The 26,133-nt window shown below is 55.3% G+C and carries 18 protein-coding genes; 9 read left to right on the top strand and 9 right to left on the bottom strand.

All coding sequences use genetic code 11. The features are described from left to right. Positions 1-266 precede the first annotated feature (266 nt). The 3 genes from G8770_RS22325 to G8770_RS22315 are packed head-to-tail and all read left to right on the top strand — an operon-like array spanning position 267 to position 6,183. Positions 267-1,793, top strand: a complete 1,527-nt coding sequence (locus G8770_RS22325; RefSeq protein ID WP_167192159.1) for an efflux transporter outer membrane subunit — start codon at positions 267-269, stop codon at positions 1,791-1,793. Beyond that, positions 1,790-3,058 carry an efflux RND transporter periplasmic adaptor subunit gene (locus G8770_RS22320; RefSeq protein ID WP_243760635.1) on the top strand — a complete coding sequence of 423 codons (1,269 nt, stop codon included), beginning with the start codon at positions 1,790-1,792 and terminating at the stop codon, positions 3,056-3,058. Before G8770_RS22325 ends, G8770_RS22320 begins: the two co-directional genes overlap by 4 nt. After that, entirely contained in the window at positions 3,055-6,183 is a 3,129-nt protein-coding gene (locus tag G8770_RS22315; RefSeq protein WP_167192157.1) for an efflux RND transporter permease subunit, read from the top strand. Before G8770_RS22320 ends, G8770_RS22315 begins: the two co-directional genes overlap by 4 nt. Before the next feature lie 117 nt (positions 6,184-6,300). Here the strand turns inward: G8770_RS22315 and G8770_RS22310 are convergent, their stop codons facing one another. From G8770_RS22310 to G8770_RS22300, 3 genes are all read right to left on the bottom strand, one after another. Then, entirely contained in the window at positions 6,301-7,074 is a 774-nt protein-coding gene (locus G8770_RS22310; protein WP_167192155.1) for an alpha/beta fold hydrolase, read from the bottom strand. Positions 7,075-7,370: 296 nt separating this feature from the next. Further along, on the bottom strand, positions 7,371-8,177 hold the full coding sequence (locus G8770_RS22305; RefSeq protein WP_167192153.1) for a mechanosensitive ion channel family protein: 807 nt from the start codon (positions 8,175-8,177) through the stop codon (positions 7,371-7,373). Next, positions 8,170-10,935 carry an ATP-binding protein gene (locus G8770_RS22300; RefSeq protein ID WP_167192151.1) on the bottom strand — a complete coding sequence of 922 codons (2,766 nt, stop codon included), beginning with the start codon at positions 10,933-10,935 and terminating at the stop codon, positions 8,170-8,172. Before G8770_RS22300 ends, G8770_RS22305 begins: the two co-directional genes overlap by 8 nt. A gap of 485 nt (positions 10,936-11,420) precedes the next feature. On the opposite strand from G8770_RS22300, the gene G8770_RS22295 reads away from it, so the two are divergent. Then, positions 11,421-11,951, top strand: a complete 531-nt coding sequence (locus G8770_RS22295; protein WP_167192149.1) for a BON domain-containing protein — start codon at positions 11,421-11,423, stop codon at positions 11,949-11,951. Between the two features lie 175 nt (positions 11,952-12,126). Here the strand turns inward: G8770_RS22295 and G8770_RS22290 are convergent, their stop codons facing one another. Beyond that, on the bottom strand, positions 12,127-12,441 hold the full coding sequence (locus G8770_RS22290) for a high-potential iron-sulfur protein (RefSeq protein WP_167192147.1): 315 nt from the start codon (positions 12,439-12,441) through the stop codon (positions 12,127-12,129). 490 nt (positions 12,442-12,931) lie between these two features. Here G8770_RS22290 and G8770_RS22285 point away from each other — a divergent pair, with 490 nt between their 5' ends. From G8770_RS22285 to G8770_RS22270, 4 genes are read left to right on the top strand one after another with little or no spacing between them, the layout of a single operon-like run. Next, positions 12,932-14,080, top strand: coding sequence for an ABC transporter permease (locus G8770_RS22285; RefSeq protein ID WP_208022460.1), 1,149 nt, complete (start codon positions 12,932-12,934; stop codon positions 14,078-14,080). Then, positions 14,080-14,850, top strand: coding sequence for an ABC transporter ATP-binding protein (locus G8770_RS22280; protein WP_167192145.1), 771 nt, complete (start codon positions 14,080-14,082; stop codon positions 14,848-14,850). The genes G8770_RS22285 and G8770_RS22280 overlap by 1 nt, the downstream gene beginning before the upstream one ends. Then, the gene (locus tag G8770_RS22275; protein WP_167192143.1) at positions 14,847-15,812 is read left to right on the top strand and encodes an MlaD family protein; all 966 of its coding nucleotides are present in this window, start codon (positions 14,847-14,849) and stop codon (positions 15,810-15,812) included. The genes G8770_RS22280 and G8770_RS22275 overlap by 4 nt, the downstream gene beginning before the upstream one ends. Positions 15,813-15,814: 2 nt before the next feature. After that, positions 15,815-16,426: a PqiC family protein gene (locus G8770_RS22270; RefSeq protein WP_167192141.1), complete on the top strand. Its 612-nt coding sequence runs from the start codon at positions 15,815-15,817 to the stop codon at positions 16,424-16,426. 124 nt (positions 16,427-16,550) lie between these two features. On the opposite strand, the gene putA is transcribed toward G8770_RS22270, so the two are convergent. Beyond that, complete coding sequence (putA, locus tag G8770_RS22265; protein ID WP_167192139.1) at positions 16,551-20,393, bottom strand: bifunctional proline dehydrogenase/L-glutamate gamma-semialdehyde dehydrogenase PutA; 3,843 nt, start codon at positions 20,391-20,393, stop codon at positions 16,551-16,553. A gap of 144 nt (positions 20,394-20,537) precedes the next feature. On the opposite strand from putA, the gene G8770_RS22260 reads away from it, so the two are divergent. Further along, positions 20,538-21,011 carry a winged helix-turn-helix transcriptional regulator gene (locus G8770_RS22260; protein ID WP_167192137.1) on the top strand — a complete coding sequence of 158 codons (474 nt, stop codon included), beginning with the start codon at positions 20,538-20,540 and terminating at the stop codon, positions 21,009-21,011. A 32-nt stretch (positions 21,012-21,043) separates the two neighbouring features. Here G8770_RS22260 and putP read toward each other — a convergent pair whose 3' ends face one another. From putP to G8770_RS22240, 4 genes are all read right to left on the bottom strand, one after another. After that, positions 21,044-22,537, bottom strand: coding sequence for a sodium/proline symporter PutP (putP, locus tag G8770_RS22255; RefSeq protein WP_167192135.1), 1,494 nt, complete (start codon positions 22,535-22,537; stop codon positions 21,044-21,046). A 44-nt stretch (positions 22,538-22,581) separates the two neighbouring features. Continuing rightward, positions 22,582-22,998 carry a hypothetical protein gene (locus tag G8770_RS22250; RefSeq protein ID WP_167192133.1) on the bottom strand — a complete coding sequence of 139 codons (417 nt, stop codon included), beginning with the start codon at positions 22,996-22,998 and terminating at the stop codon, positions 22,582-22,584. Then, complete coding sequence (locus G8770_RS22245) at positions 22,995-24,635, bottom strand: amidohydrolase family protein (protein ID WP_167192131.1); 1,641 nt, start codon at positions 24,633-24,635, stop codon at positions 22,995-22,997. The genes G8770_RS22250 and G8770_RS22245 overlap by 4 nt, the downstream gene beginning before the upstream one ends. Positions 24,636-24,811: 176 nt before the next feature. Continuing rightward, positions 24,812-26,131, bottom strand: coding sequence for a hypothetical protein (locus tag G8770_RS22240; protein WP_167192129.1), 1,320 nt, complete (start codon positions 26,129-26,131; stop codon positions 24,812-24,814). Between the last annotated feature and the right edge of the window lie 2 nt (positions 26,132-26,133).

The following is a 26,133-nucleotide window of genomic DNA, read 5'->3' as shown; positions in this document are numbered from 1 at the left end:
CCAAAAAACGGCTCAAGGTAACAGTAAAATCGTATGCCAATTCCTGAATCAACGGGATAGACGTAACCGATTCATCCTAAAACTGACACCTTTTGCGACAAATTCGTTACAAACGTTAACCATTGTAAATGCCCGTGGCCACGCAAGACTTCTCGATCAAAAAACAGTAACCTCTTTCGTCATTAATATTGTTCGGTCTGACCAGGTTATTTTTACCTGAGCCAGAAGTCTTGATCTCATTCATTAACTGTGACGACCATTGATTTGTGAATACTGTACCTTCGCTGTTCCCATTTGCGCTCCAGAGGGAGTTGATTAAGAGAGCGTCAATCATCAGCTTTCTGCTGTTGTCAGGCTGTTCAACCGTCGCGATCACCACAGAGACGCAACAGCAAGCGCCTTTTGAATTTCTGCCTCCAGCTGAACAGCCCGACGCCACCGAGCCACTCAATTCCGTCAAGCAAGAGTCCACTGCAGATGCTGCGCTGGTCAATAAGCTCTCAGCCGACGAGTTAGCCCCCCCAACCCGGTGGGTTGAGAGCTTTCAGGACCCCTTGCTGACTCGCTGGGTCGACAACGCCATCGGCAACAACTTTGACTTGCTGGAAGCCAAAGCCAGAGTGGAAGCCGCCCAGCAACAGCGCCGCATTGCCGGAGCCCCGTTGTGGCCATCGATGGATCTGGGACTGAACGGTCAGCGCCAGAAAAACAATCGCACGGCAGGTACGACCGATGCCAATACTTCCTCCAACGCCTCCCAATACCGCAACAACTTTCAGGCCGGCGTGGACATCGCCTGGGAAGTCGACCTTTGGGGGAAATTGGGCGATAGCCTGGACGCCGCCGATTATCGCTGGCAAGCCGAACAGGCCCTGTTCGACAGCTCACGCCTGTCCATCGCGGCACAAGTGGCCAGAGCCTGGTACAACGTCACCACACAACACCTGCTCACCAAGTTGTTTCAGGAGCGGGTCGACAATCTGAGCACCAACCTCGACGTTATCCAGAGTGGCTACCGACAGGGGATTAACGCCGCTCTTGATGTGTATTTGGCACGCACGGACCTGGCCGGCGAGCGCAGCAACCTGCTGCTGCAACAAGCCATTGAAATCGACGCCATCCGTCAATTGCAGTTGTTGTCCGGGCAGTACCCCTCGGGAGCACTGCCTGACCTTGCCAATTACTCATGGCAACTGCCCCCCTTGACCGCGCTGGATACCGAGGCGCTTAACGCCCAAACCGTACGTCACCGCTATGACCTGCAAGCCAGTTTTCTGGAACTGCTAGCCAGTGATAAAGACCTCGCCGCTGCACACAAGGCGCGCTTCCCCTCCTTTCGACTGACTGGCAGCGTGGGGGATTCCAGCGATGAGTTCGACCAGCTGTTTGATCCGGCTTCCCTCGCCTGGAATCTGTTAGGCAATTTGAGCCAGCCACTGTTTGCCGGCGGTCGTTTAAAAGCTCAGGAACAACAGCAGCTCGCCATCGTCCAACAAAAGGAACAACAATATCTAAAAACACTGCACACGGCTTTCAGTGAAGTAGAACAGGCCATTACCAATGAGTCCTCTCTCAAAGCTCAGCTGCAGCAAGTGCGCAGCGCCAAGGAACTGGCTGAGGCCGCCGAAGAATTAGCGTTTGAAGAGTATCGACAAGGCTTACAGGACTACACTTCGGTGCTGGAAGCCCAGCGCCGGGCCTTCAACGCGCAGAACACTTACGTCAGCATACGCAATCAACTGCTGCAAAACCGCATCAGCCTGTTTTTAGCCCTTGGCGGCGATTATCGATGAGACCTGAGTCAATGGAAGTCAAACGCAAACAACTGTTAACCGCTGCCGCCGTACTTGGGGGCTTTCTATTACTCGCTATCGTTATTGCCAACAACGGTCCCAGCCCCAAGCGACACACAGCCCCCGCCAAGCCGTTGATCAAAGTGAACAGCCAGGTCGTTCAACCGACTGAATTTCAATTCAAACTGTCCAGTTTTGGTAGCGTCCAACCCAGAACACAGAGCTTATTAGTCTCTCAGGTCAATGGCGTCATTATTGAAGTCAACCCGATATTTCGCGACGGTGGCTTTTTCAACAAAGGGGATGTCCTGGTTCAGATAGATGATCGCGACTATCAGGCTGCCGCCAAAGTGGCCAAATCTGAACTGCTGCAGGCGCAGTTAAGCCTGGAAGAAGAAAAGGCCCGCTCCCATCAGGCACAAAAAGACTGGCAACGTCTGGGCGACGGCGAGCCCGCTTCCGATCTTGTCCTGCGTAAGCCCCAGCTGGCCGCGGCACAAGCCCAGCTTTTTTCCGCTCAGGCCAATTTTGAAAAGGCCCAGCTTGACCTCGAACGAACTCGTATTCGCGCCCCCTACAACGGCCGGGTAAAATCGGCGATGGTCGATCTGGGGCAATTTGTGAACAGCAATTCTCAGCTGGCTGAAATTTTTGCCACTGACGTCGTTGAAATTCGCCTACCGCTGAAAAACAGCGAGTTGGCCATGATCAATTTACCGGAAAACTATCGCGGTCTCGCGGTATCCCCCGAAGAGTATCCCGATGTCATGATTGAAAGTGATTTGGGAGAACATCAGCAATGGCAGGGGAAAATTGTTCGCACTGAAGCCGCCATCGATGAAAACAGCCATCAATTGTATGTAGTGGCCCAGATTCAAGATCCGTTTGCGGTGGCACAGAGCGACAAGACCCCGCTCAAAATCGGTCAATACGTCACCGCCCGTATTGATGGAAAAACCGTAAAAAATGCCCTGGTGGTTCCCGCCAGCAGCGTCTATCAAGGCAGTTATTTATACGTCATTGAAAATGGCGCCTTGCAACGTCGCAACGTTGCTTTGAGCTTCCAAACGTCCGAACAAGCCGTCATCAGCCAGGGGTTAACTCCCGGCAGTGAAGTCATCGTTTCGCCGCTGGGTCAAGTCACCAGTGGAACCCTGGTCTCGGTAATGCAGCAGAAGCCAGAGTCCGACACCAGTGACGTCTCCCCCACCCTGCAGGCAGCGAATGGCAACTCGCAACATAATGCCGCAGGAGAGCAGCCATGATTGCCTGGTTTACCCGCAACCATGTGGCGGCCAACCTGTTGATGGTGCTGCTGCTGTTTATGGGTCTGTTTTCATTGCAAACCCGGATTCCGCTGGAAATCTTTCCCACGATGGGCAGCGACCGAATTGCCGTGGATGTCTCTCTGCGAGGCTCGACCCCGGAAGAAGCCGAACAGTCAGTCGCCATTCGGGTGGAAGAAGCCGTCCAGGATCTGGAAGGCATCAAAAAAATCAGCAGCCGCTCCAGCGAAGGCGGGGCCTCTGTCGATATTGAAGTCGACAGTGGCTACGACCCTCGCGAACTGCTGAACGATGTCAAAACCCGCGTGGATGCCATTAACACGTTCCCCTCTGAAGCCGAAAAACCGGTCATCAGCCTGGATATCTGGACCCGTGATGTGATCAGTGTGGCGGTTGCCGGCAATCTCACCGAAAAGGAAATCCGCCTGCAGGCCGAACGGGTACGCGATGATTTGTTGCAGATCCCGGGGATTACCCAGGTGGAGCTTGACGATGTACGCGATTATGAAATTGCCATTGAAGTGCCTCAGGATCGCTTGCGCCAATACAGCTTGCAACTGTCCGACGTGGCCAATGCCGTCAACAACAGCTCGCTCGATCTGTCTGCCGGCAATGTCAAAACCTCCGGCGGTGAAGTCCTTATCCGCCTTAAAGGACAGGCTTACAATCGCCCCCAGTTTGAAAATATCGTGGTGGCCACCAACCCCGATGGCAGCATTGTGCGTGTCGGTGACATTGCCACAGTAAAAGACGCCTTTACCGAAGACCCCATGCGCAGCCGTTTCAATGGTCGTCCAGCGGCCATGATCGAAGTGTTTCGCGTCGGCAGCCAAAGCGCCATCGATGTCGCCACCAAGGTCAAGCAGTACGTTGCCGATCAGCAGGACCAACTGCCAAACGGGCTGGAAGTCTCTACCTGGCGAGATAAATCCAAGATTGTCAAAAGCCGCCTGGAAACCCTCGGCACCAGCGCACTTCAGGGCGGTATTCTGGTGTTGGCGTTACTGACCCTGTTCCTGCGACCCTCCGTAGCGCTGTGGGTCTTTATCGGGATCCCGGTCAGTTTCATGGGGGCTTTTATCGTCATGCCCTTCTTTGGCATTACCCTCAATCAAATGAGCCTGTTCGGCTTTATCCTGGTGCTGGGCATTGTGGTGGATGACGCCATTGTCACCGGAGAAAACGTCTACCGGCATCTGCAAAATGCCGAAGACGGGGAATACGCCGCGATTGTGGGCACCCAGGAAGTGGCCGCACCGGTCACCTTCGGGGTACTGACCACCGTCGCGGCGTTTATCCCCATGGCCATGATTGAAGGCCCCAGGGGAGTGTTGTTTCAAAATATCGCTGTGGTCATTATCCCAATTTTGCTGTTTTCCCTGATTGAATCCAAATTTGTGCTGCCGGCACACCTGAAATTTTTGTCAGTCGGAAAAAAACGCTCAAGCGGTCGCCTCAGTCGCTGGCAGCAAAACTTTGCCAACGGCTTCGAAGCGATGATCCTGCGCTACTATCGGCCACTGCTCACCCACTGCCTGAAAAACCGCTACGCCACCCTGTCGGTGTTTATCGGTATTCTGCTGGTCATTGTGTCCCTGATCGCCAGCGGCTGGTCTCGCTTTGTGTTTTTCCCGCGGGTGGAATCCGAGACCATCACTGTGTCACTGGTCATGCCCACTGGCACCCCGTTTGATGTCACGGACCAGCACATTGAACGCATCACCGAGGCCGCCATGGCCATTCAAAACCAGTACCGTGACCCCGACAGTGGTGACTCGATTGTCATGAACATTTTGTCGTCCACCGGTAACGCCGGAAGAGGTCAACGCGGCACCGGCACCGGCCGTGTACGACTGGAAATCGTTCCGCCGGAAGAACGACATCTGCAAACCTCAAATCGGGAAATTGTCGGTGCCTGGCGCACTCTGATTGGAGAAATTCCGGGAGCCGAGGAAATCACCTTCCGCTCGGAGTTGATGCACATAGGCAATCCGGTCGAAGTTCAGCTGAGCGGCAACAACGGCGAGGATTTGCAGCAGGTTTCTGAACTGGTAAAACAGCGATTAACCAAACACGAAGGTGTCTTTGACATCACTGACAGTTTGGCCGCCGGCAAACAGGAGTTGCAGATTCAATTAAAACCCCATGCCTACGCACTGGGCCTCACCGAGTCCGATGTCATCCGTCAGGTGCGTGAGGCATTTTATGGCTACGAGGCCCAGCGAATCCAGCGCGGCCGGGACGATGTCCGGGTGATGGTTCGCTTCCCTCTGGCCGAACGCGAAGCCATTGCCAACCTGCAGGACTTCCGTATTGTCACCAGCGATGGCCGCAGCATTCCAGTTGCCCAAATTGTCGAGCTGGTACCTGGGACCAGCCCGACTACCATCTATCGCAACGACCTGAAGCGCACCTTGAGCGTGGTGGCCGATATCGACAAGGGCGTTGCGAACATGACGGTGATCAACGCCGATTTACGCCTGTATCTAGACGACGTTCTGCACCAGTACCCAGGCGTCTCTTACTCGCTGGAAGGTGAGGCACGGGAGCAGGCGGATTCTTTCCGCAGCCTGACCTATGGCCTGTTGTTTGTGCTATTCGCCATCTACAGTCTGCTGGCCATTCCCTTCAAATCTTATTGGCAGCCGTTGATTGTCATGTCGGTGATCCCGTTTGGCACCATCGGGGCGTTTGCCGGTCACTGGCTGATGGGCATTGACCTGACCATTTTCAGTATTCTCGGAATTCTGGCTCTGGTGGGGGTACTGGTAAACGACAGCCTGGTGCTGGTGGATTACATCAATCAGCAACGGCATAAAGGCATTCAGCCTCTGCAGGCTATTCAAACCGCTGGCGCGGCTCGCTTTCGACCCGTTATGCTTACCTCCATGACCACCTTTATGGGATTGATGCCGCTGCTGTTTGAACAGAGTACCCAAGCGCAGTTCCTGATTCCCATGGCCGTGTCACTGGCTTTTGGGATTCTTTTCGCAACCTTCGTCACGCTGTTGATGGTGCCGATCAATTACCTGATTGCCTGGGAGTTGAAACAAAAACTGTCAGGCAAGCAAGTCGAGTTTCAGACCCACTACGGCCAGGAATAACTCAACAGCCCGACAATTGTTTAACACACAACGGGAGCCGGCCCTGCTCCCGTTTTTTGGCCCTGTTCCGGCTTTTTCTAGATACGCCAACCGCAGATCACGACGAGCGATGCCTTGCTAACTCAGAAATGCCTTGGCTGTGCGATTAAAATCAGCCGGCTTTTCCGCGTGCAGCCAGTGGCCGCAACCGGTCAGGGTCTGTATTTCTGCCCCCGGAGTGAAGCGATCAATGGCCGCCTGGTAAGTGTCCTGGACATACTCGGAATTACCGCCACGTATGTACAAACAAGGTCCTTCAAACGCCTGCACAAACACCGGTGCACAGCGAATATCGGCATAATTTTTTTTCAGGGCGTCCAGGTTACAGCGCCATTGATAGCCTCCTTGAGGGGAGCGCACCAGATTCATCAACAGAAAGCTGCGTACACCGGGTTCTTCGATGTATTCACTCATCACCTGGTCGGCTTCCGCACGGCTTTTCACGGTTGCCGTATCGACGGCATCCAGCCCCTCCAGGATCAGCTGATGGTGGGGTTGGTAATCCACCGGGGCAATATCGGCCACCACCAGTCGGTTAAGGCGCTCCGGAGCCAGTTGCGATAACTGCAGCCCGACCTTGCCACCCAGAGAGTGTCCAAGCAGGTCGACTTTGTGCCAGCCTTTGGCGTCCAATAGCCGGATCAGATCCTGCGCCATCTCGGTTTGCGACATGGTATCGGCGTGGAAGGAGCGACCGTGATTGCGCAAATCCACCAAACTGACCGGACGGTTGTCGAACGCTCTCGCAATGCCCATCAGATTTTCGGAGGCACCAAACAAGCCGTGTACCAGTATTAAAGGAGTCCCCGCAGACTCCGGGTTTTCATCCCGGCAATAGATCAAGTCAGACATACAAACTTTTCACAAACCTCGTCATTTCGCTGTAACTAATCAGCGGCTAGATAGTATTAATGGCCTGGCGGACTGACGCCGCCTGGACCCGGTTTCATACCTATTGTTCGAACACCCCAGATCGTGCAGGGCCAGCTTACCGCCGCCGGGCATTTTTCGCCACCCTGCTCCGTCTAAATGTATGTCGGTTAACAATTTGAGGGGGGAAGAAGCCAAGGACAATATCGAGGAGGGTTATTCAAGAGTCCGGCGCAATCCATCGGCCAGTTCATCAGCACCTCTCTGCAGGGGGCCAGTCACCGCAGTGGCCGTAATATGCCCCGTTCCCGAAACAGGCTCGAGGCCCGGCGGGTAATATCGCTCTGGAACGCTTTTTCGTAATTAACGTCCAGCACGTAAGCTTTGGCGCGCAGACGAATCGACAAGCGTTCGGCCACCTGCACCTCTTCAATTGAGAACGTCACCGGCTTCTTCAAGTAGGCATAACGGCTGGTGACAATGACCTGCCGGACAATATCCTCGGCCTCCTGGATATCCGCATCAAGGGCGAGGTGAAACTCCGTCACCACCATCATGTCCATGGCCCCCAGATTGCCGGAAGCCACCACATCGGTAATGAAACGTGAGTTGGGAATCGTCACGATGTTGTCGTCCAGGGTTCTTAAGCGCACGGTTCGCAGCGTAATGGCCATGATTTCCCCGTACACATTTTCAAACGAAACCCGATCTCCCACCTGAAAAGGACGATCAAACAACAGGATCAGCCCCGAGACCAGCGAAGCTGCCACATCTTTCAGGGCGAAGCCAAAGGCCACCGCAGCGGAGCCACCAACGGCGATCATAAACTCCTGGGGGGGGCGCAACACTCCCACTACCAACACCACCCCACCGACGATATACAGGGTAAAACTCATCAGCGTGGAAAGCTGCATAATGAAAAAGCGACGCGTTGGGAAACGCATCATAATACGTTCCATGAAGTAGCGGATACACCAGTTAATCAGCCACAAAACAAGAATACTGGCAACCAACAGGATCAGCGTTCCGGTATTAAACATCTCGACAAAGGCTGTCAGCTCATCGGCAAAATTGTCTTCATTCATGCAACAGATTTTTCCTCGACAAAAGCTTCATGATCGTGGGATACCAGAGGGGAACGATGCGATAGCGACGCTTCTCGGAACGCTGAATGAAACCGGCATCAAAAGCAGTTTTCAACGCAGTACGCACCACCCGCTCCGGCAACGCCGTGGACTCCACCAATTCGTCGCTGGTCATATTCTCGTGGATGATGATGGCCGCGTAGACAAAGTGAAGATCGTTACTCAATTGCTCCAGCCATGCCCCCGACTCCTCCTCTGGCAACCCCACCACCGCGGTATTACCGGTCAGATGTATCGACGTCATCCACAACTTCAGGGCCAGCATCGGATTACCCAGGCAGGCATCCCAAAGCAGGCTGAAATATAACTGTTCGGCGTTGCGGATACTGCCCGCTTCCGGCCCTCGAGTCGCGAGCAGAATATCGTCATAACGGATTTTGAAGCCGCTAAGGTGGTTGCGTGACAATATCAGTGATCGCACTTCGTTCTGCGACCAGGGACGGGCAACGGTGATATGGCGAAACTGATAGTCCTTGCCGTAAACATTACTCAAATAGGCCCAGCTCTGATTGTTGATAACAATCAGCCAAAAGACATTTTCAACCCGGGCGTTGGTCATCCCCAATAGCGTTTCCCAAGCGCTAAGCCCCCCCACTCGACGCAGAAACAAGTTCTGCGCATTATCCAGAATCATCAGCGTCGGCTGCCGCTCGGCATCACTGCGAACCAGCGCCGACGGGCCCTCTTCGAGATTAGCGTTTAACGCCTCCCCCAAAAGACTCAGTGTGCCTGCGGCCGTAATTGTTTTTGCCGGCACCTCAACAAAGCGCACCACGAGTTCCGGATGTTCTTGCTCCATTTCTTCCTGCAGGCGATGCAGAACACAGGTTTTTCCGGCGCCGCGAGCACCGCTCAACAATTGTGAATTTTCAGAGGCCTTGTCCTCCAGCCACAAATCCAGGCTCTTGCGTACCTTGGTGCACAGGCCAGAATCAATGAACGGAAGCTCGTCATTATGGTCAGCCCGAAACCAGCGCTCGTACTCAGCCATAGCGGCACTGTCGGACGCGACCTCGGGTTCTGCAGCCTCGGCAGTGGCGGCCCGTAATTTGAAACTTCGGGCAAAGACTTTGCGATACCAATCATAATCAAACAGAGCTTTATGCAGAAAGCCACCCAACAGCGCTAACAGCAAAGGCGGCGCTGCGATGGGGGCCACCAGCAGAAACAGCCGAGCTCCCAGCAATTTTTCAATACCCCGGTCGAACTGAGAGGGCAATACCGATTTCAGTGCATCAATAAAATCCTGACGACGGCTGCGCAACAACAAACCAATTGCCAGCAAAAAAGCCACCAGGCTCACCCACTGCCAAAGGTCCAGCAATTTCGAGGGGCCAACAGCCAGATAAATAAAGTCCTTGATCAACAGCGGCAACACTGCCAGTGCCGCAGCGCCACGGGCATAACGCTGAACCTGCGTCAGTTGTTCTTCATTGATATAGGTTCCCGCCTGCAAGGCAATGCGTTGCAACAACCACTCACCGGCCAGACACAGTAGCCCGTACAGAATGTACAACCGCGCCACAGGAATGACTGAGATCAGCAGCGGCAGATGGTAGTGGGCATAGATCTTTTGCAACAACCACAACCCCAGCAATGCGGTGAACCATGGCAGCAGCAAGGGCAGGCTGGCGGTAATTCGACTGATCTGAGCAGCCAGACGCCGCTTGCGGCTCGATTGTGCAAATCGGCTTTGTAGTCGGGCTGCCGGTGCAGCCAATTTTTGAGCAAAGACCGCCAACAGAACTAAGGCCAGTATTCCCAACAGGTATTCGACAACCTTAATCCAACTCCGAAAACGCGAACCGTCTCCACTGACTCGATGATGACGATTGATGTGACTGTCACTGACCAGCCACTGCAGTCGATTGTGAAACGCCCTGCCCTCATCGATAAGCAGTCCTTGCCCGATTTTCTCTCCCACCAGGTTAAATTCGCTCTCATGAAATTGCCACAACCAGGCACGAACATCATTGAGGGCATTGCGCTGGACCAGAATGTCCAACTCGGCCAATCGGAAGTATTCCCGACTCGCGTCCCGGACGGTCTCGGGCAACGCCTTGTATATGTCGTCCGCCGGCTCACTGTCGATGGGGCCTTTCTCATAGGAGCCACGCCAGAGCGTCAGCAGCTCAGCAATCCGTCGCGGAGTGACCTCCAGGTTAACCGCGGTCAACAAACCGAAGAAGCCACGTCGCAGGTTGCTAAGCTGAACCGACACCGCATCGCTGGCAGAGCGGACAGCCTCCAAGGCCTCCGCTGTATCGTCACCCAGCTCGGATGTCTGGTCGGTATTAATGAGCGTATGCAGCACTTCACCCTGTGTCATCAGGCGCTGACGGGAGCGCCAAACGCTTTCCAACGCTGATAGCAAGGCCTTGGGTTGCCCCAACCAGCCCGCCCGCTGGCGACGTAATTTTTCCCGCACCCGGGTTAACTCATCCCGCGTGGACTGATATTTTTCCTGCAGGGAAGGACAATCGATATCGGCGGGCCACTGCCGTGGATCACCGGCGACCATAGCCGGAGGAATCACCTCAACAAGAGTCAGGTTTGATGAAAATTGATCGGAGTAAACCGACCCGAATAGAGCCCGACGAGCATTGGCCGCGGCCAGCTCTCGCTCCAGCGACTGTAACAGCGCCTCGCCATCACGACACTCTGAAAACCCCTCAGCCGAAGTTCTGGCCTCCGCCATCTGGGGCGCCAGGCAATATATTGCAATAAGGCAGGCAATCCGTATAAAGGCCAAGTTCCCTGAATGCACTGACGACGCCGCTCCGTTAGCTGATATTACCGGCCGTTTACACCACATATGGTGAGCCGGGGACTGTTCCAGTATTGAGAGAGATTCCCTGCGGTTATAAATGCCAGTGGCGCAAAGTCTTCCCAAGCGATAATGCGGCCTTTAGTTTTCGGCCATGCAAGAAATTATAGACGCTGGCGCGAAATTGACGGTCGATTTAACAGCGCTCGATCTCCATCAGGTAATAACCTTGATAGCGGTAACATTATCCAGTCCTGTCAGAGCCGTCGCTCCGTCAAGAAGTTGGCGCGAGCAACATCCAACACGTTGTTTCCGAGCTGGTGGATAGCCCGATTTCGTCTAGACTTTGAAACAGTTCTAACTTTGTGCAGCTAACGACTACTTCCATCCTCATGTTTTCCTATAAGGAGATTCACATGCCAACTCTTAAGTTGATTGCATTCCTGACCGTCCTGCTCGCTTCAACCTTTTCCTGGGCCGACAAAACCGCCGGAGACATGGTTGATGACAGCGTCATACAAGCGGAGGTTAAGGCCAAGTTGGTAGGCAAAGATTTCCTGGCCGGCATGGGCGTCAATATCGAAACCCACAAAGGCGTTGTGCAGCTGGGCGGTTTTGTCGAAGACCCAGCCAAAGCGGCACAGCTGGCGGAACTGGCCAAATCTGTGGAAGGTGTGCAGAAAGTCGATAACCAACTGCACCAAAGGGATCCTGATCGCAGCGCAGGCCAGTCTATGGACGATACTCTTGCCACCACCCGCATCAAGGCCGCTATATCCAAAGCAGACCTCGGTGACGGTCTCAAAATCAACATTGACACCTACAACGGCGTGACCTTACTGACCGGCTTTGTTGCCACCCAAGAGCAAAAAATGCGTGCCGGGGATCTCGCCAAGGAAGACAAGAACACCCAAAAAGTCATCAACGGAATCTATGTGATGGATTAAGGGGGTGCAAGGATAGAGTGGCGATGGAGTGAGTAAGCCACGAACTATTTAATTGACGCCTTGTTATGGGTTTGCGCATCCGCACGTCGGCCAGAACCCTGGGAAAACCTGATGAATACCGGCTTCATCAGGTCGTCTCAACCCAGTTAAGCAAGTCAAGGTCTCCAATCCGGACTCAGCTTTTTTTCACCCAGCCTTTGCACCAGCCTTGCGGTGCAACGCTGAAGCCGGGGAAGATGGCGCACCCCCCGCGACTTTGCCCTGTGTCCCGATAATGCAGGCAATTATCACACCGTGCGCCAGAACTCTGGTCGTAGACGGCCGGATCCGCATCGGCAATATCGTCGACATAACTGAGGGCTTTGGCGGTGGGTTGCGAGCTGTCCAGTGGCTTTAAGGGAGCGTCGGTGGCCAGTAGTTTGTGGGAAACAGCGCTCATGCCAAAGAGTGCCAGTAAAGGTCCAACTGTTATTACGGTTCTTCTTTTCATCACTTTTCCTCAACTATTGGAGTCAGGTGTTGATGAACAAAGCAGATCCCTTTACGGATAAGCGGCTCTTGAAACCGTAGATTCGACTTTGCTCTTTTTGACACTCCTGCTTGCCTGTTCCATGAGTTCCTTTATTCATAAAAATTCCACCCCTGAAGCCTAGCAGCTAACTCGACAGTCCGACCAAGCCAATCACAAAAAAGATCAGGCTGACATTGCGCTGACCGTTGATCATTAATTTAATCTTACGATGGCAGCCAGTATTGCCTCTCAAAGCTCTTAATCTCCCCTTAAATTGTGACTCTAAACTCTTGTCTTTCTGGCCAATGTGATGAGTTCCAGCCGCGTGGATGAAACTTCAGGCGACTGCTATGCTTTGGTGAGTGCGTCTATTAACTCACGAACGCTTTGCCCATATCGTCACTATCGAAAGCCTGGGGGTTCTCCTTACCCTGAAGCCCTTCATATCCTGCAAGGACACCGCTACTGCATGAAGCCGTCAATGCCCATGACGTCAACGTCCCCTCTATTTGAGTTACTGACAGACCAACAAGACGGCGCTGTTCTGGTGCTTTCCGGCGACTGGGTTCAGGGGCAGGCCCACCCGGGTTTTGATAAGTTGCAGCACGACTTAAAAAAACTGGGGCCTAAGGCAATGGTCGTGGACGGCGCTGCGCTGGGTGCCTGGGATTCCATACTCGTGGCCTTCCTGCTGCAGTGTTTTAACTTGTGTCGTGATCAACACATCAGCTTCCACAGCCGCGCCCTGCCTGCCACGGCCAAAAGCCTGCTTCAAATCGCTACTGCGGTTCCCGCCCAGGCACCTTTGAGCTCAGTCCCCCAGCCCTGGTATGCCACGTTCAACTTCCACCGACCCCTGCGCCACCTGCATAAAACCGTCAGGGAATCGCTGGAATTTACGGGTGAACTGACAATCGCCCTCTGGCAGGTTGTCACGTTTAGGGCGCATACGCGCTTCAGCGATTTTCTCGGCTTCTGCCATCAGGCCGGGCCCGATGCCTTCGCCATCATCAGCCTCACCAGCGTACTGGTGGGCATGATTCTGGCCTACCTGGGGGCGGAGCAATTGAGCCAGTTCGGTGCCGAGATTTATGTCGCCGACCTCGTCGTCATTGGCACCCTGCGTGAAATGGGTGTGCTGATGACGGCGGTGGTCATGGCTGGGCGTACTGGCGCCTCATTCGCCGCTCAACTGGGCACCATGCAAACCAATGAGGAGATAGACGCAATTGTCACCATGGGCATTTCCCCGGTGGAGTTTCTGGTAATACCGCGCATTCTGGCACTGGTGGTGATGATGCCCCTGCTCACCTTGTATGCCAATCTGCTCTGCATCATCGGCGGGGGTATTGTGGCGGGAGGCATGGGAATTGCCCCACTGTTGTTTTTCAATGAGGGTAAGGACGCAATGACACTGGCGCATCTGAATGTCGGCCTGTTAAAAAGTGTGGTGTTCGGCTTGCTCATTGCGGTGGCCGGCTGCCGGGCTGGCATTAACTGCGGACGCAGCTCTGCCGCCGTGGGCAAAGCCACCACCGAAGCCGTGGTCACCGGCATTGTCTACTTGATCATCGCTGACGCCGCGATCAACATCCTGTTCCAGCAAGCGGGGATCTGATGACCGACGCACACATTTCCGTACGCGACCTGACCATGGCTTATGGCTCCAGAGTCATCCAGCGGGATCTGACGTTTGACATCAATCATGGTGATATTTTTGTCATTATGGGTGGTAGCGGCTGCGGCAAAAGCACCCTTCTCAAACATTTGCTCGGCCTGATTGAACCCAGCCAGGGCGATATTCTGTACGCCGGAGAAAGTTTTGTGCACGCCACTCCTGAACGGCGCGATAGCATGCGCCGGGGCTGGGGCATTACCTACCAAAGCGGTGGACTCTTTAGCGCCATGAGTCTGGCCGAAAATATCGAATTGCCGCTGCAACTGTACACCGACTACTCGGCCTCTGACCGGGCCGACATCATCGCCTACAAACTCGCCCTGGTAGGCCTGGACGGTTACCAGCATTTCTACCCCTCTGAAATCAGTGGCGGGATGCGTAAACGCGCCGCCCTGGCCCGCGCTATTGCACTGGAACCTGACATCCTGTTTTTTGACGAGCCCTCCGCGGGACTGGATCCCATCAGTTCAAGCCTGTTGGATGAATTGATTCAGCAATTACAAGCCTCAATCGGGGCCACCGTGGTGATGGTGACTCATGAATTACCCAGCATTTTCAGCATCGCCACCAACTCGGTGTATCTTGACGCTGACTCAAAAACCATGATCGCCTACGGCGACCCCAAACACCTGCGCGACCACAGCGACCAAGCCATAGTCCGGCAATTTTTGACCCGGACAGCCAGCCATCCGGCCAAGGAGCACACATGAGTGAAAAAAACAGTCACTTCACCATGGGTATGTTTATCGTGGGTGCCCTGCTGATCGCCATCACCATCATAAAATTTGCGGTCGGCACAGGCTTTGGTGAAGACCGCGAGAAAGTCATAATGATCTTCGAGGGTTCGGTCAAAGGCCTGAACCTCGGCGCACCAGTGACATTGCGCGGTGTTCAGATTGGCCAGGTCACCGACATCGAACTGCAACTGGAATCCGAAACCGCCAAACTGATTATGCTGGTCGTGGCTGAAGTCAGCGGGGAAAATATTCGCCGGACCGGAGACGTCCGCGAGGACCTGCTGGATGAAATGATTGCGCGCGGTCTGCGTGCGCAACTCAACACCCAGAGCCTTCTCACCGGCCTCTTGTACGTGCAGTTGGATTTTCACCCGGAAAAGGCCCTCAACCTGGTCAACATCCATTCGCCCTATCAACAGATACCCACCATCCCCACTGACCTGGAGCGCCTGACCCAGGAACTGGAATCGTTTGACCTGGTGAAGCTGGCCACGGATATGGAGAGCATCGCCTCAAGCGTTGCGTCTTTTGTGGGCAACGAAGATTTCCAGAAGCTGCCAGCACAATTAACGGCGTCCATCAACTCGGTGCAGCAACTCAGTGACAAACTGCAAACGCAAGTTGACAGCACCGGCTCTCGATTGGACAAATTACTGGAAGATACTAATAACACTGTCGAGCTGGCCAATACCGAACTGCTACAGGTGGCACAACTCATTCGACAAAACCTCAAGCAGCTGGAGCAAGCGATCAGTAGCTTCGAGACCGGCCTTAAGAATTTCAATGGCTTGGTGGATTACGATTCCACCACAGTCTATGAACTTAACCGAACACTGAAGGAACTGGGTGAAGCTGGCCGAGCCTTCAAAGATCTGGTACGCACCCTGGAAGAAAACCCCGAATCACTGCTGCGTGGCAGAAAAGGCGAGGAATAAAAATGCACTCCACCCTGCGCATAAGCCTGACAGCTGTTCTTCTGGTTTCGCTACTCGCAAGCTGTGGCACCACCCCACCCAGCAATTACTACATCCTCCGCGCCCACGCACTGCCGCCTTCAAGCAGTAGCTCCATGTCGATCGGTATTGGTCCAATCCGAGTGCCTGAGTATCTGCAAACGAATGTTCTGGCGACGTCGCAAGGCGGCAATCGACTGGACTTCGTCAAGGAAAATCGCTGGGCTGAGCCGTTGGAAGCCGGAATTAATCGAGTGCTCTCTCTTAATCTGGCTGGTCTGCTGCAAACCCAGGACGTTCGCAGCTACCCCTGGAACCCTAGATTGCCACCGGATTATGCATTAAAAGTGCAAGTGCTGGAGCTGGAAGCCACCGCAACCCACGCAAACCTGGTGGTCGAATGGGTACTCCTGCGCGCTACCGACGAGACCAGCGTGCGTCGTCGTATTTCGCAATTCAGCACAGCACTGGACAATACCCAGGCGGAAACCATTGCAAGTGCTTACAGTGAACTGTTTTACCAGCTCAGTGAGCTCACTGCGGCAACGATCCGCCAAGTGGCGGATGAGACCACAGCACAGAAATCCTCCCCCTGAAGATCCATTCAAAAACGCCCGCTGGGGTAAAAGGCCTGTCTTTAGGTGCTGGCGTCATGACTGCCCGGATTGCCTGGTCATATTGACAGACAAGCAGAAGACAGCCCCCTTTGCCGATTCAGTCTCAGGAAACCCGCAGTTCCCCCTGCCTCTGCTGACGATCATCCATGGTGATCAGTGAGGTGTTGCCGCCCGCCGCGGTGGTGTCGGTACTGATGGACTTCTCCACCACCAAACGCAACAGCAGTCCCGCGGCCGGTGCTTCCAGCAACAACGGCAGTATGGCACCCTCGTGTTTGGCCAGCGTTTGACGCAGGCCAGGTGTTAGCGGTGAACCGACTGCAGCCAGTACCCCCTGCAAACGACTGTCCATCAACACCGCCTGTGCATGGGCCAGGCTACGCACACGGATGACCGATTCCGGCAGACCGGAATGCTCCAGCAAGCGAACAATCTCTTGCATCGGCTCAAGCTGACCCGCGTCGGCGACCACCACCAGGCGGTTGCCCGACAACACCGTCGCCAGCAACTTCAGCAGCTGCTGATCAACACTTTCAGCGTCATCACAGAAGAGCGCCAACAGACCGCGAGCTTCCAGCAACCATTGATTGCGTTCACCGGTGGGGCCTGGCAAGGTTACCGCCTCAAACAATTGCGAGCGTGCCTGCCGCAACAACTGCTGCGTCGCAGTCAGCAACGTATCCAGCGGCAGCACCAGGGAAGATTGACACACCAACTCACTCAAAAAGGTTTTCACCACCGCACAGCGCTGCTCCGCACTGGACGCTGACCAGCTTGCCAGCTCTGGCCAGGAAGTTGCGTCCGCTGCGGCCTCGGCCAGCTCCACTGTATTCCTTACCAGCACCGGCTGTGAAGTCTGATCCTCAACAGCAGTCACCAGCCGTCGTAAATACAGAGGACCACCGGCTTTCGGGCCAGTGCCTGACAAGCCATGGCCACCGAACGGTTGCACACCGACAATGGCCCCAATCATGTTGCGATTGATGTAGACGTTGCCCACTTTCGCACGCTTCGCCACACGTTCACACACCGTTTGAATGCGGCTGTGAACCCCCAGGGTCAGACCGAAGCCAGTGGCATTAATCTGCTCAATAACCTGATCCAGTTCACTGGCCTTAAACGTGATCAGATGCACCACAGGACCGAAGACTTCCTGCTTCAACACCGACAGATCACTGATTTCATAAAAGTGGGGGGCAAAAAACAGTCCCCCCGAACACGCTTCCGGCAGCTCGCACGCGTACAACAGCTTGGCTCGTTCGCCACAACCGCTCAGATAGTCCCGATGGGCCTGCAGACGCGCCAGTGCACGGGCATCAATCACCGGCCCCACATCGGTACTCAGTAAAGCGGGGTCACCAATGCTCAATTCCTGCATCGCGCCCTGGACCATGTGAATAATTTTCGGCGCGACGTCTTCCTGCACAAACAGTACCCGCAAGGCAGAACAGCGCTGGCCGGCACTTTGGAAGCCGGACATGACCACATCATCCACCACCTGCTCGGGCAATGCGGTTGAGTCAACGATCATGGCATTTTGTCCGCCGGTTTCGGCGATCAGCGGCAGATCCACCTCATCGCGCTGGGCCAGTGCCTGGTTCAACCAGGCACCGGTTGCGGTGGAGCCGGTGAACATCACGCCCCGGATACGCGCATCCGGCAGCAACAGCTCTCCCACCGGTTTACCCGGTGACACGATCAGTTCCACCACCCCCTGCGGCATCCCGGCGGCGTGCATCAATCGCAAGGCAGCCATCGCCACCAGACTGGTTTGTTCCGCCGGCTTGGCCAACACGGTATTGCCGGTCACCATGGCCGCCGTCACCTGGCCCAGAAAAATCGCCAGCGGGAAATTCCACGGGCTGATGCACAAGATCACACCGCGCGCCTGCAGGGCAGGGTCTTGATGCAAACGCTCAGCCTGATCGGCGTAGTAACGACAAAAGTCGATGGCTTCACGCACTTCGGCCACCCCATCAGCCAGCGTCTTACCCGCTTCCTTACAGCACAAGGTCATCAACAGCGCAGCGTTGTGTTGCAGCTGATCGGCCAGATCGCGCAACAATTTTGCACGCGCAGCCACGGGGGTTTGGGACCAAAGGGGTTGAGCCTGCTGTGCACGCTCGAGCTTGTGCAACATGTCTTCAGGGGTGTCATACACCAGCTGCCCCACCACTTCCTCAACGTTAGCGGGATTGGTAATGGCAACCGCCGCAGCCAGTTCCCTGTTTTCGCTCACACCCTGTTGAAGCTGCTGCCAGTGCGCCAGCATATCGCGCTGCAAAGGTTCCAGAGTACTCACATGGGTCAGATCCAACCCTTCGGAATTGGCACGCTGACCGGCTTCACTAGCAGCCCCCTTGTAGAGGTCACGGGGCAATGGAATCCCTGGATGACGGACGCACGACCAGGCGCTGACGGTTTCGACCGGGTCCTGCAACAGACTGTCAATCGACACCGAGGCATCGACAATGTTATTCACAAACGAACTGTTGGCGCCGTTTTCCAACAACCGACGCACCAGGTAGGCCAACAGGTCGGCGTGCTCGCCCACCGGCGCATAGATACGACAGCTGACACCTTCCTCCGCCAGAACCTGATCGTAGAGGGCGTCGCCCATGCCGTGCAGACGCTGGAATTCAAAGCCCTGACGGGAGGCTTGCTCACACTGATCATCCAGCTCCAGAATGGTCGCCACGGTATAGGCGTTGTGGGTGGCAAACTGCGGGTAAAGGCAGTCGCGATACGCCAGCAGGCGCTTGGCACAGGCCTGATAACTCAGGTCGGTGGTGGGCTTGCGGGTGAACACCGGATAGTCTTCGAAACCGCCCTCCTGACTCCATTTGATTTCAGAATCCCAGTAGGCGCCTTTGACCAGTCGCACCATCATCGGCCGACCTTGTTCGCGGGCCAGTTGCGCGACCCAGTCGACCACCAGCAGCGCCCGCTTCTGATAGGCCTGAACCGCCAGGCCAAAACCCTTCCAGCCGGCCAACTCAGGAGCGCGAAACACAGCGGCAATCACCTCCAGTGACAATTCCAGGCGGTCGGCTTCTTCGGCATCAATGGTAAAGCCAATGTCATAACGCTGCGCTTGCAGTGCCAGCATTGTCACGCGCGGCACGAGTTCTTCCATCACCCGCTGGCGATGTGCAAAATCATAACGTGGATGCAGCGCCGATAACTTAATCGAAATGCCCGGGCTGGCGATTGGGCCACGCCCCTGCGCCGCCTGCCCGATGGCGTCAATGGCCTGGCGATAACTGTTGAAGTAACGCTCGGCATCGGCCATGGTGCGCGCACCTTCGCCCAGCATGTCGTAAGAATATCGGTAGCCCTTGTGCTCTTGAACCGTGGCGCGACGGATGGCCCGGCCAATGGTCTCGCCCATCACAAACTGCGACCCCATAATCTGCATGGCCTGGCGAATGGCCGAGCGAATCACCGGCTCACCCATGCGACCCAACATGGATTTGAGCGTGCCCAACTTTTGCCGTTCGGCCTCATCTTTGCGTTGACCGCTGTAATTCACCAGTTTGCCGGTCAGCAACAATCCCCAGGCAGATGCGTTGACAAACAAGGAAGCGCTGTTGCCGAGGTGGGCGGACCAGTTGCCGGCCGATAACTTATCGCGAATCAATTCATCGATGGTGAATTTGTCCGGCACGCGCAGCAGCGCTTCGGCCAGACACATCAACACCACCCCTTCTTCCGTCGATAGGGAAAATTCGTTCAGCAACGCATCGACGCCCCCTTTGCCCACCTGGGCCGCGCGAATGCCTTCCACCAGTTGACGGGCTTTTTGCCAGGCCCGAACCCGGCCCACCGAACCGGTATCCGCCACAGGCAATAAGCGCTGCGCCACCCGATTTTCGTCCTGGCGATAGTCGTCACGCATGGTTTGGATCAGGGCATTGCCCGTGGGTAATGGTTGAGTGGTAAGCATGCTGAGAACCCCAAATAAAATAAGTCATATGTCCTGGATTATAGGGATATTACTGCAAAATATTTTGGCGTTATTCGCTATAATGCAGAATATTATTCTGCAAAAAATGAAACTTTCAGGATCTAAGCAAAGTGGAGAGACCCGATGAAAAACGACAAAAACAAACCGCTGGACCGGATTGACATCGCCATCCTCAAAGCCCTTCAAAACGATGGCCGTATGTCCAATGTGGACCTGGCCAAAGCCGTCAACCTGTCACCCAGCCCCTGCCTGGAACGAGTGCGTCGATTAGAAAGTGAAGGCTATATTGAGGGCTATTGCGCTCGCTTGAATGCCGCCAAACTGGGGCAGAACATGACCGCGTTTATTCAGGTCACGCTGGATCGCACCACTGGCGATGTGTTCGATTTGTTCAAGGAAAAACTGGTGGATATCCCGCATGTGGCTGAGTGTCACATGGTAGCCGGCGGCTTTGATTATCTGGTGAAACTGCGCATCAGCGGCATGGAATCGTATCGGGATGTGCTCGGGCAGCTGGTGGGGCTGCCCGGCGTGGCCCAGACACACACTTACGTGGTGATCGAGCCGGTGAAAAGTGACCGTGGTTTGCCGCTTTAGCGGACTTCCAGCAGCGGTGCGGGTTCAGCCCCCTACTGCAACAGCTGTTCTACCTCGTCAAAGGTTTGTTGAGTCGCCGCTGACGGTGCGCGTGTCAGTAATGACACCACAATAACCGCCAGTGCAGCTGCGAAAAAACCAGGCACCAGCTCATACAAATCGAACCAGCCACCTTCGAGCTGCTTCCAGATCACCACGGTAGCACCACCGACGATGATACCGGCCAAGGCACCAAAACGATTCATGCGCTTCCAGTACAGTGACAACAATAACGCCGGCCCAAAAGCGGCGCCAAAGCCGGCCCAGGCATAAGCCACCAGCCCCAGCACGCTGCTGTCCGGGTTCATCGCCAGGGCCAGCGCAACCAGCGACACCCCGAGCACAGCCAGCCTGGCGGTGATGACCACTTCTTTTTCTCCGGCATCGCGACGCAACACCGCATGGTAGATGTCTTCGGCAAACGAGGACGAGGACACCAGCAACTGGGAATCCGCCGTACTCATGATGGCCGCCAGAATAGCCGCCAACAAAATCCCGGCGATGAGCGGATGAAACAGTGCATTAACCATCACCATAAAGATTTTCTCCGCATCGTCGATACCCGCCGGCATATGGGTTTCCACATACACGAGGCCAATCAACCCCACGCCCAACGCCCCCAGCATGGACAGCAGCGTCCAACCGACCGCAATGCGACGGGCCATGGGCATGTCCTCGGCAGAACGGATGCCTTTGAATCGCGCCAGAATGTGAGGCTGACCGAAATAGCCCAACCCCCAGCCCACCAGTGAGATGACCGCAATGGCCGACAAGGGCGCCCCCTTGGCATCGTGCCACAGGGTCAAGAAATGCGGATTGAGTGTTTCCAGCAGATGAACCGCCTCGCCGGCGCCACCCACGGCCTGCAAGGCCACCACGGGCACATAGACCAACGCCGCCGCCATCAGCAAGCCCTGCACCAGGTCGGTCCAGGAGACGGCTAGATACCCCCCCAAAAAGGTGTAGCCGACCACAAAAGCCGTACCGAGAATCACCGCCCACTGATAATCCATACCGAACACTGTCTCAAACAACTTGCCCCCGGCCACCAGACCAGCGCTGGTGTAAAACAGGTAGAACAACACAATAAAAACCGAGGAGATCAGGCGCAGATGTTTGTTGTCCCCGTCAAAGCGGTTGGCAAAAAATTCGGGCAAGGTGAGCGATTCATTGGCACAGACGCTGTAGACCCGCAGACGTTTGGCCAGGAACAACCAGTTGCAATAGGTGCCCAGCAACAACCCGCCCGCTAACCAGAAGGCTTCAATGCCGGCCAGATAGGCGTAGCCGGGCAGCCCCAGCAGCAACCAGCCACTCATATCGGAAGCGCCGGCTGACAACGCCGATGGCCAGGGCCCCAGCGATCGACCCCCGAGAAAATAATCGGCGGCATTGTTGGTGCGACGAGAGGCGTAAACCCCGATACTTAACATCAAGAGAAGGTAACCGCCCAAGGTGATCACGGTGGCACTGTTGTTTACGAGCATAGGGACTGACCTGATTTACGAGTGTATTTACTTTAAAGACGCTTTTAGTTTGACGATGTATTGGCTTTGGACGCCTGCTGCCAAGCGGCATAACTGCCCAACAATCCAATCACAACACCAAACCCATTGATAGCAATGGCTGCTGACCATGTCCCGAAGGACCGGTAGCCCAGCAGGCTATCTTCCATGTACCGCATCAGGTGTGGAAGAACACCGCCATAGACCAGCAACAGCATCAAGGCCGTATTGCCTAGGGCATACCCGCGGTACTGCCGGGCATAACCCAGCAGTAAGACGGGCACCAACACCAGCAAAGACAAGATGTTGGTGACGTAGGCGGAACCTTCATACAACCCCCGCCCCGTAGCCGACTGCAACCAGATACCACACAAGTTATAACCAATCGCAGCCAGTAGGTAAACAACCTGCAGAACCAGATAAGATTGCAAACGAGTCATCATGGTTTGCGAACTGCCATATCCGCTTCAAGCGCCTGGCGCTCTGCTACCATGTCGCGCACCTGTTGCAGCATCCGTTTGGCATCAAACACCATGCCATCTTTGATCGTGTACACAATACCCTGAGTGCGTTCCAGCTGATGGGTATCGCGGTTGAGTTTCAGGTGGCCCGTGCCGTAGAGCACCTTGAAATTGGTCAGCGGGTTTTCATTCACAATCACCAAATCTGCTTTTTTGCCGATCTGGATAGAACCGGTTTCCTCGGCAATCCCCAACAGTTCAGCACCGTTTAACGTGGCCGCCTGAATCACTTCCAGCGGGTGGAAACCCGCTTCCTGCAACAGTTCCAGTTCACGGATATACCCAAACCCATAGAGGCCATAAATAAAACCGGAGTCGGAACCCGTGGTCACGCGGCCACCGGCATTTTTGTAGTCATTGAGGAACTGCATCCACAAGCGGTAATTTTCTTTCCAGGCCACTTCGTCTTCGGTGGTCCAGTCAAAATGAAAAGAGCCGTGCATGTGGGGGTTGGGCTGAAAGGCGCGATTGATGTAGGGCATGGCGTAGTCATCCATCCATTCCGCTTGTCGTGCCCGCATCAGGTCACGATTGGCTTCGTAGATGGTCATGGTCGGATCCAGGGTAAAATCCAAATTAACCATTTCATCAATGGTCGCCTGCCAGACGTCCGAGCCTGGACTGGCGGTTTGCGTCCACAAACGCCCCGCCTCGGCGAAACGATCCTGCTCATCGTTGTAGTTGTAATCGCTGGGGTATTGCTGCACGCGCTTATCACGAAACATGGCTTCGGGCAGCCCGTACCAGTGCTCCATGCTGTCAAGCCCCTGTCGGGCAGTGTCCAGCGCGTTCATCCGGGACACCGTCACCTGGGAATGATGAAACATGGTTTTCATGTTCAGCTTGTGCGCTTCATCAAGGGCCGCGGCAATGACATCCGGAGCAGCACCCAAAAACTTGATGCCATCGGCGCCCTTTTTATGCACCGCTCGCACCCATTTGCGCGCCGCGTCCGCGGAGCTCATATTCTCGGGCAGCAAGGCATGCACCTTCATGCGCGGGGCGGAAATGTTCCCCGCATCGCTGAGCTGTTTGTGCTTCAGAGTCCACTCCAGGCCCATAAAGGCTCCCGGCTCACGAATGGTGGTGACACCATGGGCCAACCACAATTTGTTGACATACTCAGGGCTGGTCAGCGCCCCGGTAAGACCGTGACTGGGTGTCCCCAGGTGCGCATGGGCATCAATAAAACCCGGCAACACATATTTGCCCGTCGCATCGATCACTCGGGTATTGTCACCATACTGCTTGTCACTTACGGGCATGGAACCGGTACCACCACCGCGCAAATCGACGATGCGGTCGTTCTCGATGACGATGGTGACCGGTCCCTGCGCCGGCGCGCCGGCACCATCAATGATGTTGGCGTTCTGGATCACCAGACGCTGGTAAGGACCTGCGCTCTCTTCCCCCCGCGGCGGCGCGATTGTGGGTGGCTGGATACCCATCGCCACCACCTGAGTGATAATTTCCTCGCCGGGCTCAAACTCGCCCGCCCATACCAGCGTGGGCAACACCAGTGTCGCGATCAATCCGCGCCCAATCTGTTTTATATTCATGATCTCCTCGGTCTATATCACATCGAAATTTTGTTGTTGGAAAAATACAGGCATGAACCCCACGCTGATTCATCCACATGCGCGTCAATGCATAAACGGTTGTTGAAGTTGTTGACGCTCAGCAAGTGTTAACGCTCCGCAACTGTGGATGCTCTGCAAACCATGGTCTGAATCCGCTAAGGCTGTTGAAGCTCCGCTGGCACCAGCGGCGTTGTCATCAGGTGATTGAAGGCCGCCCAGCGTTGATGGATGTCATCGCCACCTTCGCGTTCGACATACTGCTTCACCAGAGCCATGCCGTAGTTGTAACTGATCACGTAACTTCTCAGTGCGCCGATAAAGGCCACCCGCTGAGTGGCCGTCGCCTCAGTTTCCAGCCCAAAGTCAACCAGCCACTGGATGGTCTCCGACTTCGACATGCCCCCGTACAGGTGGCGTCTTGCCGCTTCATTCCAGGAATAAATCAACTCGTGCTTGATGGCCAGATAGCGGCTGTAAAGTTCAAACTGTGACGCATCCAGCCCCGCTAAAGGCAACAGCGTGTCTTTTTCAAACGCCTGCCGTTGCGCCTCGGAAAACACCAGGAAAGGCGCATAACTGGCAATGCCTTCGGCGATGATCGCCTGCGGACCATACAGCGGAATAAAGGTGAACTCTTGCCACTGCTCACGCCGAACCAGCGCGTCGGTCATCACCGCCGCGTGGGTGTGGTGACCGGGATAAGCCTCATGACAACCCAGCTCCAGCGCACGCTCAATGTGAACCGGCACGCTGCGATTGATGTGCACGGTACTGGTGCCATCGCCGTGGTATTCGGTAAACCCCACCCAGGGTTTATCCTCGGTCAGATTGAGTGTGACCGACTCCCCCGCTGGCAGCGGCATAAATTGCTGAGTCCGCTGCTTGCACTCTTGCATCGCCCGCGTCATCACAGACTCAAGCCGTTCAACCGGAATCACAAACTGATCGCGAAAATGCGCCATGCGCTCAGGCAATGCGCCCTCACCGGGAATCAGCTGCTCCAGCTCTGCGATCAATGCCTGAAAATGAGCCTCGCTGCGCGCTGGCACGTCAGCCCCGAACAACAGACGGGTTTCTTCATCAAAACTCGCCGGAAACTGCCCTTGCAACATTTTCGCCCGGGTTACCGAGGCCTCGATACGCGCGAGCAGCAGTTGTCGGCGCTGAGCCAAACGCGGTGTGGACGCCGGCGGCACTGCGTTAAGATTCTGCTGCAATTGCTCTAGCGCCGTTTGTAATTCGACGGCACTGCGGGTATCGGCCTGCGCTTCACTGCGCCAGGCCTGCGGACCGAAATACAAATACTGGTCATGCGCTTTATTGGCCACGGCCAACCCCAGCAGGACAAACTGTCGGGCAATAGGGGCAAGCGGGTCAGCAGGACGCGGGGTTGCCGCGCAAGAGAGAGTGGCGACGAAAGTGCATAGAATAAAAAAGCTCGATCGAAATCGAGCACAAGAAAAGAAAGTTCGCATGA

It is taken from the genome of Pseudomaricurvus hydrocarbonicus (genome assembly GCF_011602365.1).
Classification (GTDB): Bacteria; Pseudomonadota; Gammaproteobacteria; order Pseudomonadales; family Cellvibrionaceae; genus Pseudomaricurvus; species Pseudomaricurvus hydrocarbonicus.
The sequence above is the reverse complement of the archived record's forward strand: the minus strand, read 5'-3'. Positions and strand labels throughout refer to the sequence as shown.

Excerpts from the sequence above, each read along its gene's own strand:
- G8770_RS22320 (WP_243760635.1), top strand. The coding sequence starts at position 1,790 with ATGAGACCTGAGTCAATGGAAGTCAAACGCAAACAACTGTTAACCGCT.
- G8770_RS22315 (WP_167192157.1), top strand. The coding sequence starts at position 3,055 with ATGATTGCCTGGTTTACCCGCAACCATGTGGCGGCCAACCTGTTGATG.
- G8770_RS22310 (WP_167192155.1), bottom strand. The coding sequence starts at position 7,074 with ATGTCTGACTTGATCTATTGCCGGGATGAAAACCCGGAGTCTGCGGGG.
- G8770_RS22305 (WP_167192153.1), bottom strand. The coding sequence starts at position 8,177 with ATGAATGAAGACAATTTTGCCGATGAGCTGACAGCCTTTGTCGAGATG.
- G8770_RS22300 (WP_167192151.1), bottom strand. The coding sequence starts at position 10,935 with ATGGCGGAGGCCAGAACTTCGGCTGAGGGGTTTTCAGAGTGTCGTGAT.
- G8770_RS22295 (WP_167192149.1), top strand. The coding sequence starts at position 11,421 with ATGCCAACTCTTAAGTTGATTGCATTCCTGACCGTCCTGCTCGCTTCA.
- G8770_RS22290 (WP_167192147.1), bottom strand. The coding sequence starts at position 12,441 with ATGAAAAGAAGAACCGTAATAACAGTTGGACCTTTACTGGCACTCTTT.
- G8770_RS22285 (WP_208022460.1), top strand. The coding sequence starts at position 12,932 with ATGAAGCCGTCAATGCCCATGACGTCAACGTCCCCTCTATTTGAGTTA.
- G8770_RS22280 (WP_167192145.1), top strand. The coding sequence starts at position 14,080 with ATGACCGACGCACACATTTCCGTACGCGACCTGACCATGGCTTATGGC.
- G8770_RS22275 (WP_167192143.1), top strand. The coding sequence starts at position 14,847 with ATGAGTGAAAAAAACAGTCACTTCACCATGGGTATGTTTATCGTGGGT.
- G8770_RS22270 (WP_167192141.1), top strand. The coding sequence starts at position 15,815 with ATGCACTCCACCCTGCGCATAAGCCTGACAGCTGTTCTTCTGGTTTCG.
- putA (WP_167192139.1), bottom strand. The coding sequence starts at position 20,393 with ATGCTTACCACTCAACCATTACCCACGGGCAATGCCCTGATCCAAACC.
- G8770_RS22260 (WP_167192137.1), top strand. The coding sequence starts at position 20,538 with ATGAAAAACGACAAAAACAAACCGCTGGACCGGATTGACATCGCCATC.
- putP (WP_167192135.1), bottom strand. The coding sequence starts at position 22,537 with ATGCTCGTAAACAACAGTGCCACCGTGATCACCTTGGGCGGTTACCTT.
- G8770_RS22250 (WP_167192133.1), bottom strand. The coding sequence starts at position 22,998 with ATGATGACTCGTTTGCAATCTTATCTGGTTCTGCAGGTTGTTTACCTA.
- G8770_RS22245 (WP_167192131.1), bottom strand. The coding sequence starts at position 24,635 with ATGAATATAAAACAGATTGGGCGCGGATTGATCGCGACACTGGTGTTG.
- G8770_RS22240 (WP_167192129.1), bottom strand. The coding sequence starts at position 26,131 with ATGCGAACTTTCTTTTCTTGTGCTCGATTTCGATCGAGCTTTTTTATT.